The organism is Streptomyces sp. NPDC047315, from assembly GCF_040643215.1.
GTDB lineage: Bacteria > Actinomycetota > Actinomycetes > Streptomycetales > Streptomycetaceae > Streptomyces.
The window spans coordinates 52,887-67,004 of sequence record NZ_JBEYTZ010000004.1 but is presented as its reverse complement, the minus strand read 5'-3'; the positions used below and the strand labels follow the sequence as shown (position 1 = coordinate 67,004).

Genomic DNA, 14,118 nt, shown 5'->3' with positions numbered 1-14,118 from the left:
GCGGTGCGCCTCCGGGGCCTTCCTCCGTGAGCATGCCGGCCCGGGTCAGTTCCCGGCGGCGGCGCACTCCGCGCAGGTGCCGAAGATCTCCACCGTGTGCGCCACGTTCACGTAGCCGTGCTGCGCCGCGACGGCCTCCGCCCACTTCTCCACGGCAGGTCCCTCGACCTCGACCGCCTTGCCGCAGACGCGGCACACGAGGTGGTGGTGGTGGTCGTCGGTGGAACACCGGCGGTACACGGACTCGCCGTCGCTGGTGCGCAACACGTCGACCTCGCCCGCGTCCGCGAGGGACTGGAGCGTGCGGTAGACGGTCGTCAGCCCGACCGAGTCGCCCCGGTGCTTGAGCATGTCGTGCAGCTCCTGGGCGCTGCGGAACTCGTCCACCTCGTCGAGCGCCGCGGCCACCGCGGCGCGCTGCCGGGTGGACCGGCCTCGCACGGGGGCGGTGTTCCCGCCGGTTGGCGCCGTCGTCACAGGTGCCTCCTCGTATGGCCCGCGTACCCTGTCCCCCCAATTCTGCCAGCCCGCCACCCGCGGACCGAACCATCGGCCCACGCTCCGTAAGCCCCGCGCCCCTCTCCGCACTCGCCCGCGCAATTTTCGTGCGCCCCTGACGAACCCGCCGTGGCCCTTGCGGCCGGTTCAGCCACAGACGGGCCGCAGGGACCAACGCTCCGCAGGGTTACGGCGGGTTCGTCAGGGGCGCACAGACAGGTCGCAGACGGCGGACCGTCGGGGGGCTAGCGTTGTGTCGGGACGCTGGGCTCGCGCGGGGGCGCCGCGCATTCGGGGGTCCGCTCCCGCGGGGCCCGCCGCAGGAGTGGCGCCGACGCCGTCAGCGCCACGAAGATCCCGATCGCCAGCAACACGATCGTCGCCCCGGGCGGCAGGTCCCGGTAGTACGACGCCGTCGTCCCGCCCAGCGTCACCACCACCCCGATCCCCACCGCCAGCACGAACGTCGCGCGGAAGGACCGCGACACCTGCTGCGCCGCCGCCACCGGCACCACCATCAGCGCGCTCACCAGCAGCAGCCCGACCACCCGCATCGCGACCGAGACGGTCACCGCAGCCGTGACCGCGATCAGCAGGTTCAGCGCCTGCACCGGCAGCCCGGTGACCCGGGCGAACTCCTCGTCCTGGCTGACCGCGAAGAGCTGGCGCCGCAGCCCGACGGAGACCAGCACCACGAACCCCGCGAGCAGCGAGATCGCCACCAGGTCGGCGTCGGAGACCGCGGACAGGGAGCCGAAGAGGAAGGAGCTGAGGTTGGCCGTGGAGCCGCCGTCGGAGAGGTTGACCAGCAGCACGCCACCGGCCATGCCGCCGTAGAAGAGCATCGCCAGCGCGATGTCGCCGCGGGTGCGCCCGTACGCCCTGATCAGTTCCATCGCGACCGCACCGACCACGGAGACGACGGCCGCCGTCCAGATGGGGCTGGTGGAGAGCAGGAAGCCGAGGCCGACGCCGGTCATCGCGACGTGGCCGATGCCGTCGCCCAGCAGCGCCTGGCGCCGCTGCACCAGGTAGACGCCGATCGCGGGGGCGGTGACGCCCACCAGCAGGGCCGCGAGCAGGGCCCGCTGCATGAACGCCGTTTCGAGGATTTCCATGGCTCAGCTCAGCAGTCCGGTGCGCAGCGGCTCGCCGGCCGCGTGCGGATGTACGTGGTCGTGGCCGGGCAGGGCGTGCTGCCCCACGGCCTTAGGGGGCGGGCCGTCGTGGACGACGCAGCCGTCGCGCAGCACCACCGCCCGGTCGATCAGCGGCTCGATCGCGCCCAGCTCGTGCAGCACGAGGAGCACGGTCGTGCCCGCCGCGACCTGCTCGCGCAGCGTCGAGGCGAGGACTTCCTGGCTGGCCAGGTCGACGCCGGCCATCGGCTCGTCCATGATCAGCAGCTCGGGCTCGGAGGCGAGGGCGCGGGCGATCAGCACCCGCTGGTGCTGGCCGCCGGAGAGCGCCTCCACGGAGTCCTTCGCCCGGTCGTCGAGGCCGACGAGTTCGATCGCGCGATCCACGGCGGCCCGGTCGGCGCGGCTGAGCAGCCCGAGCCGGGTGCGCGAGAGGCGTCCGGAGGTGACGACCTCGCGCACGGTCGCGGGCACCCCGCTCGCGGCGCTGGTGCGCTGCGGCACGTACCCCACCCGCGCCCACTGGCGAAAGCGCCGCAGCTCGGTGCCGAACAGCTCGACGCGGCCCTCGGAGAGCGGCACCCGGCCGATCACGGCGCGTACGGCGGTCGACTTGCCGGAGCCGTTCGCGCCGAGCAGTGCGACGACCTCGCCGTGCTCCACGGTCAGGTCGACCCCGCGCAGCACGGGCCGGGCCCCGAGCGAGGCCCGTGCCCCGCGCAGTGCGATGACCGGCGGCTGCTGTGCTCCCCGGGCGCTCACTTCGCCCCCAGCGCGGTCTTGAGCGCGGTCAGGTTGGCCTCCATGACCTCGAAGTAGTCTCGACCCTTGGACTTGTCGGTGATGCCTTCGAGCGGGTCCAGGACGTCCGTCTTCAGCCCGGTGTCGGCGGCGAGGGTCTTCGCGGTGCGGTCGCTGGCGAGCGTCTCGAAGAAGACCGTGGTGACGCCGTCCTTCTCGGCGATCGACTGGAGTTCCTTGATGCGGGCGAGGGAGGGCTCGGCCTCGGGGTCGATGCCCGCGACGCCCTCCTGCTCCAGCCCGTACCGGCCGGCGAGGTGGCCGAAGGCGGAGTGGGTGGTGATGAAGGTCTTGGTGGAGGTGTTCTTCAGCCCGTCCCGGAAGGAGGCGTCCAGCGCCTTCAACTTCGTGACGAGCGCGTCCGCGTTCTTCTCGTACGCGGCGGCGTTGTCCGGGTCGGCCTTGGCGAGGGCCGCGCCGACGCCCTCGGCGATCTCCGCGTACTTCACCGGGTCCAGCCAGACGTGCGGGTCGGCCCCGTCCTCGCCGTGGTTGTGTCCGTCGTCGGCGCTGTGGCCCGATTCCTCGCCCTCGGCGTGGTCGTGCCCGTGCCCGTCGTCCGCCGGCTTCTCGGCGGGCTGCTCGGCGCCGTGGGCGTCCAGGTCGGTCAGCTTCGCGGCGTCCGTGGTGTGCTTGACGCCGGCCTTCTCGATGGCCCCGTCGACGGAGGGCTGCACGCCCTTGAGGTACAGCACGTACCCCGCCTCGCTGAGCTGCGCGGTCTGGCGCGGCTTGAGCTCCAGGTCGTGGGGCTCGACGCCCGGCTTCGTGAGGGTGGTGACCTTCACGTGCTCGCCGCCGACCTGCTCGGCGAGGTACTGCATCGGGTAGAACGACGCGACGACCGACAGCTTCCCGCCCTCCTTGCCGTCGGCGGCCCCGGCGTCGGAGCAGGCAGACAGGGCGAGCAGACCGAGCACGGCCGCTCCCGCAGCGGCGGCGGTAGGTATCGGGCGACGTATGTTCATGACACTCATTTTCAACAAAAGTGGAAACGATTGTCAACAAGCTTCCCCGGTCCGTGAACGGGCCCCTCGATTTGATCCGGAGGGTGCGAGCGCCGGTAACCTGAAGCATTCGCCCTTAGCCGTCGTTCCCTAGAAGAGAGCACCGTGGCCGCCGACAAGATCGAAACGATTGTCAGCCTGAGCAAGCGCCGTGGCTTCGTCTACCCCTGCAGCGAGATCTACGGTGGTCAGCGCGCTGCCTGGGACTACGGGCCGCTCGGAGTGGAGCTGAAGGAGAACCTGAAGCGCCAGTGGTGGCGCGCCATGGTCACCTCCCGCGAGGACGTCGTCGGCATCGACTCGTCGGTGATCCTGGCGACCGAGGTCTGGGAGGCGTCCGGCCACGTCGCGACCTTCACCGACCCGCTGACCGAGTGCACCTCCTGCCACAAGCGCTACCGTGCGGACCACCTCATCGAGTCGTACGAGGAGAAGCACGGCGGTCGGGCCCCCGAGAACGGCCTCGCCGACATCAACTGCCCGCACTGCGGCACCAAGGGCGCCTTCACGGACCCGAAGCAGTTCTCCGGCCTGCTCTCCACCCACCTCGGCCCGACCCAGGACTCCGGCTCCATCGCCTACCTGCGGCCCGAGACGGCCCAGGGCATCTTCACCAACTTCGCCCTCGTGCAGCAGACTTCGCGCAAGAAGCCGCCGTTCGGCATCGCGCAGATGGGCAAGTCCTTCCGCAACGAGATCACGCCCGGAAACTTCATCTTCCGCACCCGTGAGTTCGAGCAGATGGAGATGGAGTTCTTCGTCAAGCCGGGCGAGGACGAGACGTGGCACGAGTACTGGATGGAGCAGCGCTGGAACTGGTACACGGGCCTCGGCCTGCGCGAGGAGAACATGCGCTGGTACGACCACCCGAAGGAGAAGCTCTCCCACTACTCCAAGCGCACCGCCGACATCGAGTACCGCTTCCGCTTCGGCGGCAGCGAGTGGGGTGAGCTGGAGGGCGTCGCCAACCGCACGGACTACGACCTCAACGCGCACTCCAAGGCGTCCGGCCACGACCTGTCGTACTTCGACCAGGAGGCCGGCGAGCGCTGGACCCCGTACGTCATCGAGCCCGCCGCCGGCGTCGGCCGCTCGATGCTGGCCTTCCTGCTCGACGCGTACAACGAGGACGAGGCGCCGAACGCCAAGGGCGTCATGGAGAAGCGCACCGTGATGCGGCTCGACCCGCGCCTCGCGCCGGTGAAGGTCGCGGTGCTGCCGCTCTCCCGCAACCCGCAGCTCTCCCCGAAGGCCAAGGGCCTCGCGGCCGACCTGCGGAAGAACTGGAACATCGAGTTCGACGACGCCGGCGCCATCGGCCGCCGCTACCGCCGTCAGGACGAGATCGGCACCCCGTTCTGCGTCACCGTCGACTTCGACACCCTCGACGACAACGCGGTGACCGTGCGCGAGCGCGACACCATGCAGCAGGAGCGGGTCTCGCTGGACCAGATCCAGGCGTACCTCGGCGCCCGACTGCTGGGCTGCTGAGGCACCGGAACACGCAGCAGGAGGCCGGTCGGGCGCACGGCCCGGCCGGCCTCCCGCGTGCCCGGTGGAAAACCAGGTGCCTCCGGCAGCCGGGCGGGGGTAAGGTCCCTGACATGTCTTCGTTCTTCCAGATCTACGAGTGAGAGCGCGGCGGTCGATTCGCCGCCCCATCTGACGATTCCCCAAGTCACTCCTCACCACGATGGGAGAACACCGTGGCCAAGAGCCGTAACAACCTCCTCGGCGTGGGTGGACAGCGCAGGAAGCTGTCCCGGGCCGATCAGCGGGGCAACGGCCCCGTAGGCTCCGCCGACCGCCAGGCGTCCGCTGACCAGAAGGCGGAGCTGCTGCGCAAGATGCGCAGCCGCGCGACGGGCGACGAGTCCGCCGCCGCGTCCGAGTCCACCGAGCCGCAGCAGGCCGAGGACGGCGCGGCGCAGCAGGACGGCTGATCGGCGCTCCGTAGCCGAGCGGCCCCCCGTAGCGGGGAGCACGAGCAATGGACCGGCCCCGGACCGCAGCACGCGGTCCGGGGCCGGTCGCGTCGTTCACGTACGGGACGGCTCAGGGCTGGGCTCCGGCTCCTCCAGCCGGTGCGCGCAGCTCAGCGCGGTGCTCTGGGCCCACGCGCCGGTCGTCAGCGCACCCACCACGAGCACCAGGAACCCGCAGCCCGCGATGATCCACCAGGCGGTCCGGCTGGCGTCGAGGAAGGAGTCGGCGTACGCGGTGCTGCGCGCCGCCGCCCCGGCCGCGGTGGCGACCCCGGTCGCCAGCACCGTGCCGATGACGGCGACCCCGAGGGTCGCGCCGATCTGGCGGCTGGTGGAGGCCACCGCCGCCGCCACGCCCGCCTGCGACCTCGGCATCCCGGACACCGCGGTGTTGGTGATCGGCGCGTTCACCAGGCCGAAGCCGATGCCGAACAGGACGTATCCGGTGAACAGCAGGGCGTTCGAGGTCTCGGCCTGGAAGATCGCGAACAGCAGGCCGCTCGCCGCCATCGTCACGCCGGCGATCAGCAGCGGCAGCCGGGGGCCGCGGCTGCCGACCATGCGCCCCGACAGCGGTGCGCAGACGAAGGTGAGGCCGGCCATCGGCAGCATGTAGAGCCCGGCGTGCAGGGCGGAGTAGCCGCGGACGTCCTGCAGGTAGAGCGTGTTCATGAAGAGGAAGCCGGCCAGGGCGGCGAACGCGGCGATCGCGATCACCGTCGCCCCGCTGAAGGGGGCGCTGCGGAAGAAGCGCAGGTCGATCAGGGGCTCCCGGCGCCGGGGCTCGTACAGCAGCACGCCGATCAGCGCGCCCGCGGCGAACGCGGCGGCCACCGGGCTCTTCTCGATGATCGCGTAGGTGAGGGAGCCCAGCAGGGCGATCACCAGCAGCTGGCCGACGGGGTCGGCGCGGCGCGGCTTGGGGGCGCGGGACTCGGGGACGTAGCGCCAGGTCAGCAGGAGCGCGGCCAGGCCCACGGGCAGGTTGACCCAGAAGATGGAGCGCCAGCCGACCGTGTCCACCAGCAGCCCGCCGACCAGCGGGCCCGCGGCCATCGAGATGCCGACGACACCGCCCCACACCCCGATCGCCCGGGCGCGCTCGGCCGGGTCGGTGAAGGTGTTGGTGATGATCGACATGGCGACGGGGTTGAGCATGGAGCCGCCCACGGCCTGCACCATCCGGAAGACCACCAGCAGCTCCAGGCTCGGCGCGACGGAGCACAGGGCCGAGCCGAGGGTGAACAGCACCAGGCCCGCCATGAAGACCCGGCGCCGACCGATGCGGTCCGCGGTGGAGCCGGCGAGCATCAGCAGCGAGGCGAGGACCAGGGTGTACGCGTCGATCGTCCACTGGAGCCCGGAGACGGACGCTTCGAGCTCCCGGCCCATGGACGGCAGTGCCACGTTGAGGATGGTGTTGTCGAGGCTGACGATCAGCAGGCTCATGCAACAGATGCCCAGCACGAGCAGTCGGCGCCGCGATGTGAGCTCAGACACAGGCATATGTCGATAGTACGGTTAACTAATGACCTTTGCGCCTCCGCCGTGCGCCATACGCGAGAATGGACGGATGACCACGCTCGCCCCGTCCCCCGAACCGACGCCGTCCGCGCCCGCGGAGCCGGCCGCGTCCCCGGTGCCGTCCGTGTTGGCGATCGGGCCGCACGCGGTGCAGCCGCCGGTGGTGCTCGCGCCGATGGCCGGCATCACGAACGCACCCTTTCGCACCCTGTGCCGGGAGTTCAGCGGCGGCAAGGGGCTGTTCGTCAGCGAGATGATCACCACGCGGGCGCTGGTCGAGCGCAACGAGAAGACCATGCAGCTGATCCACTTCGACGCGAGCGAGACGCCGCGCTCGATCCAGCTGTACGGGGTCGACCCGGTGACCGTCGGCAAGGCGGTCCGGATGATCGTGGACGAGGACCTGGCCGACCACATCGACCTGAACTTCGGCTGCCCCGTCCCCAAGGTGACGCGCAAGGGCGGCGGCTCCGCCCTGCCGTTCAAGCGGCCCCTGCTGCGCGCCATCCTGCACGAGGCGGTGGGCAACGCCGGCTCCCTGCCGGTCACGATGAAGATGCGCAAGGGCATCGACGACGACCACATCACGTATCTGGACGCCGGACGGATCGCCGTGGACGAGGGCGTCACCGCGATCGCCCTGCACGGCCGCACCGCGGCCCAGCACTACGGCGGTACGGCCGACTGGGACGCCATCGCCCGGCTGAAGGAGCACGTCCCGGAGGTTCCGGTGCTCGGCAACGGCGACATCTGGTCCGCCGACGACGCGCTGCGGATGGTCCGCGAGACGGGGTGCGACGGCGTGGTGGTCGGCCGGGGGTGCCTGGGCCGGCCCTGGCTCTTCGCCGACCTCGTCGCCGCCTTCGAGGGCGGCTCGCAGCGCGCGGCGCCCACCCTGCGCGAGGTCGCCGCGGTGATGCGCCGGCACGCGGAGCTGCTGGGGGAGTGGATCGGGGACGAGGCACGCGGTGTCATCGACTTCCGCAAGCACGTGGCCTGGTATCTGAAGGGCTTCGCCGTGGGCTCCGAGATGCGCAAGCGGCTGGCGATCACCTCGTCCCTCGCGGAGTTGGACGAGCAGTTGGCGCTGCTGGACCTGGACCAGCCGTGGCCGGCGGGCGCGGACGGGCCCCGTGGCCGTACCTCGGGCAACAACCGCGTCGTCCTGCCGGACGGTTGGCTGAAGGATCCGTACGACTGCGCGAGCGTCAGCGCCGACGCGGAGCTGGACACCTCCGGGGGCTGACCGCCCCGCCGGATCGAGGGTGCCGGGCAGGGCGGTCAGCGGCGGGACGCTCGTCCGGATGATGGAACGAGCCGCCTCGGCGGCGCGTGATTCTCGCCACCCTTGATAAGGGTTGCGCTCAGATGAGCGCTCAAAGGTTAAGTCCACATCTCAGACGAGTGGCACTGCGTGCCAGGCTCTCTGCGTTCACAAGGTGGAGCACTCCTTCACCTTCCGTCGACTCTTCCCCGCTTCCTCCCCGCTCGTGCGTGACGACCCGTTTCCTTGGCTTCAAGTCATGAAGCAAAGCTTCTCGGCCGCCGGCCCATCAGTTCACTTTCGATCCGGTGGCGGACGAGTGGTTACAGCCGTATGACGACCAAGTGGACGTACCCAGACGCCTTCGATCTGGGTATGTTCCTCGCCGTCAGGGCAGCCAGCGAGCCTCGGAGGAGTCGAGAGCCGTGTCGGAAACCAAAGAGCTCCAAGGGCAGAAGTTCGTCTACGACTTCACCGAAGGCAATCGCGACCTCAAGGACCTCCTCGGCGGCAAGGGAGCCAACCTCGCCGAGATGACCAACCTCGGCCTGCCCGTCCCTCCGGGCTTCACGATCACCACCGAGGCGTGCAAGGTCTACCTGGACAGCGGCGACGAGCCGCCGGCGCTGCGCGCCGAGGTGAGTGCGCACCTCGACGCCCTCGAAGGGAAGATGGGCAAGAAGCTCGGGCAGGCCGACGACCCCCTCCTCGTGTCGGTCCGCTCCGGTGCCAAGTTCTCCATGCCCGGCATGATGGACACCGTCCTCAACATCGGACTGTCCGACGCGTCCGTGGCCGGGCTCGCCCAGCAGGCCGGGGACGAGCGCTTCGCCTGGGACTCGTACCGCCGGCTCATCCAGATGTTCGGCAAGACCGTCCTCGGCGTCGACGGCGAACTCTTCGAGGAGGCGCTGGAGGAGGCGAAGGCCGCCAAGGGCGTCACCGTGGACACCGATCTGGCCGCGGACGACCTGAAGAAGCTGGTCAAGCACTTCAAAAAGATCGTCAAGGCACAGGCGGGGCGGGACTTCCCGCAGGACGCCCGCGAGCAGATGGACCTCGCGATCAAGGCCGTCTTCGAGTCGTGGAACGGCGACCGCGCCAAGCTCTACCGCCGCCAGGAGCGCATCCCCAACGACCTGGGCACCGCCGTCAACGTCTGCTCGATGGTCTTCGGCAACCTCGGCCCGGACTCCGGCACCGGCGTCGCCTTCACCCGCGACCCGGCCAGCGGACAGCAGGGCGTCTACGGCGACTACCTGCAGAACGCCCAGGGCGAGGACGTCGTGGCCGGCATCCGCAACACCGTGCCGCTCGCCGACCTGGAGTCCATCGACAAGGCGTCGTACGACCAGCTCATGCGGATCATGGAGACGCTGGAGAACCACTACCTGGACCTGTGCGACATCGAGTTCACGATCGAGCGCGGCCGGCTGTGGATGCTCCAGACCCGGGTGGGCAAGCGGACCGCGGGCGCCGCCTTCCGGATCGCCACCCAACTCGTCGACCAGGGCCTGATCGACGAGGCCGAGGCGCTGCAGCGGGTCAACGGGGCCCAGCTCGCCCAGCTGATGTTCCCCCGCTTCGACGAGGACGCTCCGGTGACCCTGCTGGGGCGGGGCATCGCCGCTTCCCCGGGCGCCGCGGTCGGCAAGGCGGTCTTCGACTCGTACACCGCGATCAAGTGGTCGCGCTCGGGGGAGAAGGTCATCCTCATCCGGCGCGAGACCAACCCGGACGACCTGGACGGGATGATCGCCGCCGAGGGGATCCTGACCTCGCGCGGCGGCAAGACCTCGCACGCCGCCGTCGTCGCCCGCGGCATGGGCAAGACGTGCGTGTGCGGCGCCGAGGAGCTGGAGGTCGACACCAAGCGGCGTCGGATGACGGTGAACGGCACCGTGGTCGAGGAGGGCGACGTGGTCTCCATCGACGGTTCCACCGGCAAGGTGTACCTCGGGGAGGTGCCCGTCGTGCCGTCCCCGGTCGTCGAGTACTTCGAGGGCCGGATGCACGCGGGCGCGGACGACGCCGACGAACTGGTCGGCGCGGTGCACCGGATCATGGCGTACGCGGACCGGGTGCGCCGGCTGCGGGTGCGGGCGAACGCGGACAACGCCGAGGACGCGCTGCGCGCCCGGCGGTTCGGCGCCCAGGGCATCGGGCTGTGCCGCACCGAGCACATGTTCCTCGGTGAGCGCCGGGAGATGGTGGAGCGCCTCATCCTCGCCGACCACGACGAGGAGCGCGCCGAGGCGCTGGAGAAGCTGCTGCCCCTCCAGCGCAAGGACTTCATCGAGCTGTTCGAGGCGATGGACGGGCTGCCGGTGACGGTACGGCTGCTCGACCCGCCGCTGCACGAGTTCCTGCCGGACATCACCGAACTGTCCGTGCGCGTCGCGCTCGCCGAGTCCCGCAAGGACCACAACGAGAACGACCTGCGCCTGCTCCAGGCCGTGCACCGGCTGCACGAGCAGAACCCGATGCTGGGGCTGCGCGGCGTCCGGCTCGGGCTGGTCATCCCCGGGCTGTTCGCCATGCAGGTGCGCGCGATCGCCGAGGCCGCCGCCGCCCGCAAGGACGCCAAGGCCGACCCGCGCGCCGAGATCATGATCCCGCTGGTGGGCACGGTCCAGGAGCTGGAGATCGTCCGGGACGAGGCGGAGCGGGTCATCGCCGAGGTCGAGGCGGCCACCGGCACCTCGCTGAAGCTGGCGCTCGGAACGATGATCGAGCTGCCGCGCGCGGCGCTGACCGCCGCTCAGATCGCGGAGGCCGCGGAGTTCTTCAGCTTCGGCACCAACGACCTCACCCAGACCGTGTGGGGCTTCTCCCGCGACGACGTGGAGGCCAGCTTCTTCACCGCGTACCTGGAGAAGGGCATCTTCGGGGTCTCGCCCTTCGAGACCATCGACAAGGACGGCGTTGGATCGCTGGTGCGCAGCGCGGTGGAGGCGGGGCGGGCCACCCGTCCGGGGCTGAAGCTCGGCGTCTGCGGCGAGCACGGCGGCGACCCCGAGTCGGTGCACTTCTTCCACGAGGTGGGGCTGGATTACGTGTCCTGCTCGCCGTTCCGGGTGCCGGTGGCACGGCTGGAGGCGGGGCGCGCGACCGTGGTTTCACGGGGCAGCGACTCCCGCTGACGGGGAGGCCGCGGCCGGGCCGCGGCACGAAAGACGAGGAGCGGGCGCCATGTGCGGGGCGCCCGCTCCTTCTTCGTGCGAAGGCGCACGAAGGCGCAGCGTGACTCGTGTGATGTTTAGTGGACTTCCACAAAGTGTCTTCTGAATTCAGCTCTTCAGACGCCGCAAACGGCGGAGGCTGACATTCCGTCCAACATGGGCGGGGCGCGGCCCGTGGATCCCCATCCTCAGGCCGCGCCCCATTACCCCGGCCGGACAGGGAGCCGCACCTTCTGTCACCCGCCGCCGGACGTGCAAAGCCCCCCACGGTCTTCGCCTCGTCCATCGGAGACAGAAGGAACCTGCCCGACGCGGTACAGGATTTCGGTTCGCACCCGGGCTGGGCGAGACATTTCAACTCTGGCTGAAACTCCCTGGTAACCGGTTGTGATGACGTGCATACTCAGGGGTAGGGGGCGATTGCTAGTGCAACAGTGGGGGTTCAGTGCTCCGTATCCATTTCACCGGCGACGATCTGGCCAGAGTGAGAATGGCGGCAAAACCGGATGTCCTGTGGGAAACGATTCTCAGTTTTCATCGATTGCGGGAGCGTCGCCGTGCCCTGATGTTCGGGGAATGGCGTACGGAAACCCGTGCCCGGTTGAACGGTGAAACAAACCTGCTAGCCGCACTGGTACCGCCCAAGGGATATTTTCCGGACTTTCTGACCCCGCCCGAGGCCGGCGGCGGGCTGGAATCCGGCCTGGAGGCGATACGGGCCACCGCGCCCGCGCGGTTACATTCCGAACTGACCCTGGTGTCAGTAGCACGTGCATCGGCCCGTGCGTCCGGCCCTGCGTCGGGCCCTCCTTTCGGCTCCGCGGCCCCTTCGGGAACGGCCGTTCTCAGCGGTCTCGCCGAGGGTGCGCCGCAAGCGCTGTGCCGACTGCTTTCGGCCCTGCGCGGATACCACCGGGCGGCGATCGAGCCGTACTGGCCGCACATTCAGGCCAGGGTCGAGGCGGACCGGGCGGTGCGGGGCCGGGCGCTGCTCGACGGCGGGGCGGGCGAGCTGCTGGGCTCGCTGCCGCCGGTGCTGCGCTGGTGCGCGCCCGTCCTGGAGGCGGACTACCCGGTCGACCGGGAACTGCACCTCGACGGGCGCGGGCTGCTGCTCCAGCCGTCGTTCTTCTGCCGCGGCACCCCCGTGGTGCTGCGGGACGCGACGCTGCCGCCCGTCCTGGTCTATCCGGTGGCCCACGCGCCCGACCCCGCCTTCGGCGAGGGGTCTTCGGCGCTCGGGCCCTCGCTCGGCCGGCTCGTCGGTCACACCCGTTCCGTCGTGCTCCAGGCCATCCGGTACGGCTGCACCACCAGCGAACTGGCCCGCAGGGCGGGCGTCTCGCTCGCGTCGGCCAGTCAACACGCCGCCGTGCTGCGCGAGGCCGGGCTGGTGTTGACCCTGCGCCACGGCAATGCCGTGCTGCACACCCTCACCCCGCTGGGCGCCGCCCTGTTGCGGGGCGGCGCTCCGGCGGAGGCGCCGGCGGGTTGAACCCCGCCGAAGCGGGTGCGGGCGGGCTTCAGGTGCGGAAGGGGCCCGTCACCTCATAGGTGATCCCGTCGGACGACGAGCCGGTGGTGCCGCGCTGGCTGGAGAAGTACAGCCGCGACCCGTTCGGCGTGAAGGCCGGTCCGCAGATCTCCGACGACGACTGGCCGTTGATCCTCAGGAACGGTGCGATGACCCCGGTCGGGGTGATGACGCAGATCTCCATGTTCCCGCCGTCCTCGGCGACGAAGAGGTCCCCGGACGCGGCGGCGGTCACGTTGTCCACCCCCGTGAGCGGCGCGCTGCCGCCGGTGACGAGGGAGTCGTCGTACGCCAACTCGTACGTGCTGCTGGTCAGGTTGAGCTGCCAGACCCGGTTGTCGCCCTTGGTGGTGAACCACACCTTGTCGTCGGCGTAGTGACAGCCCTCGCCGCTGCTGAACTTCTTCGCCCCCGACACCTGGCTGCGGGTCGCGGTCGGGGAGCCGTCCGGGTCCGGGACGTCCGCCCACCGGTAGCTCCCGGACGTCGCGGAGCCCGCCACCAGCACCTGGAGCTTGCCGGCGGAGAGGTCGCCCCAGGTGGTGGGGGTGAAGCGGTAGAGGCAGCCGTTCGACTCGTCCTCGGTGAGATAGATCGTCTTGCGGACCGGGTCGGCCGCCGCCGCCTCGTGCACGAACCGGCCCATCGCGTCCCGGCGCACCGCCGCCTTGACGCCCCAGGGGTCCGTCTCGAAGACGTAGCCGCGACCCACCTCCTCGCAGGACAGCCAGGTGTTCCACGGGGTCGCGCCGCCGGCGCAGTTGCGCCGGGTGTTCGACAGGATGCCGTAGGCGTCGGTGATCGCGCCGGAGGAGGAGAAGCGCACCGCGCCCGCGCCGCCTCCGGTGGACAGCTCCGCGTTCGACACGTAGATCCAGCCGGTGCCGTCGGCGAAGCACGCGCCGCCGTCGGGCGCGCCGTGCCAGGTGTACGAGCTGGGGCCGACCCGCTGCCCCGAGCGGGCGACCACCCGGCTGGTGAACCCGTTCGGCAGCTGGATGCCGTTGGTGTCGGCCGGCCGCAGCGCGCCGTAGGGGCCGGGGCCGGGCTGGGCGGGGTCGGCGAGGGCAGCGCCCCGCCACAGCGAGCCGCCGAAGGCGGTGGCCGATGCTCCGATGACCGCTCCGCGTAGGAAGTTGCGACGTTCCACGTATCGCTCCAGGAGGGTGGGGGGTCACCCGTCG

The 14,118-nt window shown here is 70.6% G+C and carries 11 protein-coding genes; 5 read left to right on the top strand and 6 right to left on the bottom strand.

Going from position 1 to position 14,118, the window contains the following annotated elements; all coding sequences use genetic code 11:
- Window positions 1-45: 45 nt before the first annotated feature.
- From ABZ842_RS05390 to ABZ842_RS05375, 4 genes are all read right to left on the bottom strand, one after another.
- Window positions 46-477: a transcriptional repressor gene (locus ABZ842_RS05390; protein WP_361532000.1), complete on the bottom strand. Its 432-nt coding sequence runs from the start codon at window positions 475-477 to the stop codon at window positions 46-48.
- A 266-nt stretch (window positions 478-743) separates the two neighbouring features.
- Entirely contained in the window at window positions 744-1,616 is an 873-nt protein-coding gene (locus tag ABZ842_RS05385; protein WP_361531997.1) for a metal ABC transporter permease, read from the bottom strand.
- 3 nt (window positions 1,617-1,619) lie between these two features.
- Window positions 1,620-2,399 carry a metal ABC transporter ATP-binding protein gene (locus tag ABZ842_RS05380; RefSeq protein ID WP_361531994.1) on the bottom strand — a complete coding sequence of 260 codons (780 nt, stop codon included), beginning with the start codon at window positions 2,397-2,399 and terminating at the stop codon, window positions 1,620-1,622.
- Complete coding sequence (locus tag ABZ842_RS05375; protein WP_361531991.1) at window positions 2,396-3,406, bottom strand: metal ABC transporter substrate-binding protein; 1,011 nt, start codon at window positions 3,404-3,406, stop codon at window positions 2,396-2,398. The genes ABZ842_RS05380 and ABZ842_RS05375 overlap by 4 nt, the downstream gene beginning before the upstream one ends.
- 144 nt (window positions 3,407-3,550) lie before the next feature.
- Here ABZ842_RS05375 and ABZ842_RS05370 point away from each other — a divergent pair, with 144 nt between their 5' ends.
- Both ABZ842_RS05370 and ABZ842_RS05365 read left to right on the top strand, forming a co-directional pair.
- Window positions 3,551-4,936: a glycine--tRNA ligase gene (locus tag ABZ842_RS05370; protein ID WP_361531988.1), complete on the top strand. Its 1,386-nt coding sequence runs from the start codon at window positions 3,551-3,553 to the stop codon at window positions 4,934-4,936.
- A gap of 215 nt (window positions 4,937-5,151) precedes the next feature.
- Entirely contained in the window at window positions 5,152-5,388 is a 237-nt protein-coding gene (locus ABZ842_RS05365) for a DUF6243 family protein (RefSeq protein WP_361531985.1), read from the top strand.
- Window positions 5,389-5,484: 96 nt separating this feature from the next.
- Here ABZ842_RS05365 and ABZ842_RS05360 read toward each other — a convergent pair whose 3' ends face one another.
- Window positions 5,485-6,930: an MFS transporter gene (locus ABZ842_RS05360; RefSeq protein WP_361532673.1), complete on the bottom strand. Its 1,446-nt coding sequence runs from the start codon at window positions 6,928-6,930 to the stop codon at window positions 5,485-5,487.
- A gap of 73 nt (window positions 6,931-7,003) precedes the next feature.
- On the opposite strand from ABZ842_RS05360, the gene dusB reads away from it, so the two are divergent.
- The 3 genes from dusB (at window position 7,004) to ABZ842_RS05345 (ending at window position 12,895) form a co-directional block, all read left to right on the top strand.
- Window positions 7,004-8,200 carry a tRNA dihydrouridine synthase DusB gene (dusB, locus tag ABZ842_RS05355; RefSeq protein WP_361531982.1) on the top strand — a complete coding sequence of 399 codons (1,197 nt, stop codon included), beginning with the start codon at window positions 7,004-7,006 and terminating at the stop codon, window positions 8,198-8,200.
- A 443-nt stretch (window positions 8,201-8,643) separates the two neighbouring features.
- Entirely contained in the window at window positions 8,644-11,361 is a 2,718-nt protein-coding gene (gene ppdK / locus ABZ842_RS05350) for a pyruvate, phosphate dikinase (RefSeq protein WP_361531979.1), read from the top strand.
- A gap of 484 nt (window positions 11,362-11,845) precedes the next feature.
- Complete coding sequence (locus ABZ842_RS05345) at window positions 11,846-12,895, top strand: winged helix-turn-helix domain-containing protein (protein ID WP_361531976.1); 1,050 nt, start codon at window positions 11,846-11,848, stop codon at window positions 12,893-12,895.
- A gap of 28 nt (window positions 12,896-12,923) precedes the next feature.
- Here the strand turns inward: ABZ842_RS05345 and ABZ842_RS05340 are convergent, their stop codons facing one another.
- Window positions 12,924-14,084 (bottom strand): alkaline phosphatase PhoX, encoded by a 1,161-nt coding sequence (locus ABZ842_RS05340; protein WP_361531973.1) that lies wholly within the window; start codon window positions 14,082-14,084, stop codon window positions 12,924-12,926.
- Window positions 14,085-14,118 lie beyond the last annotated feature (34 nt).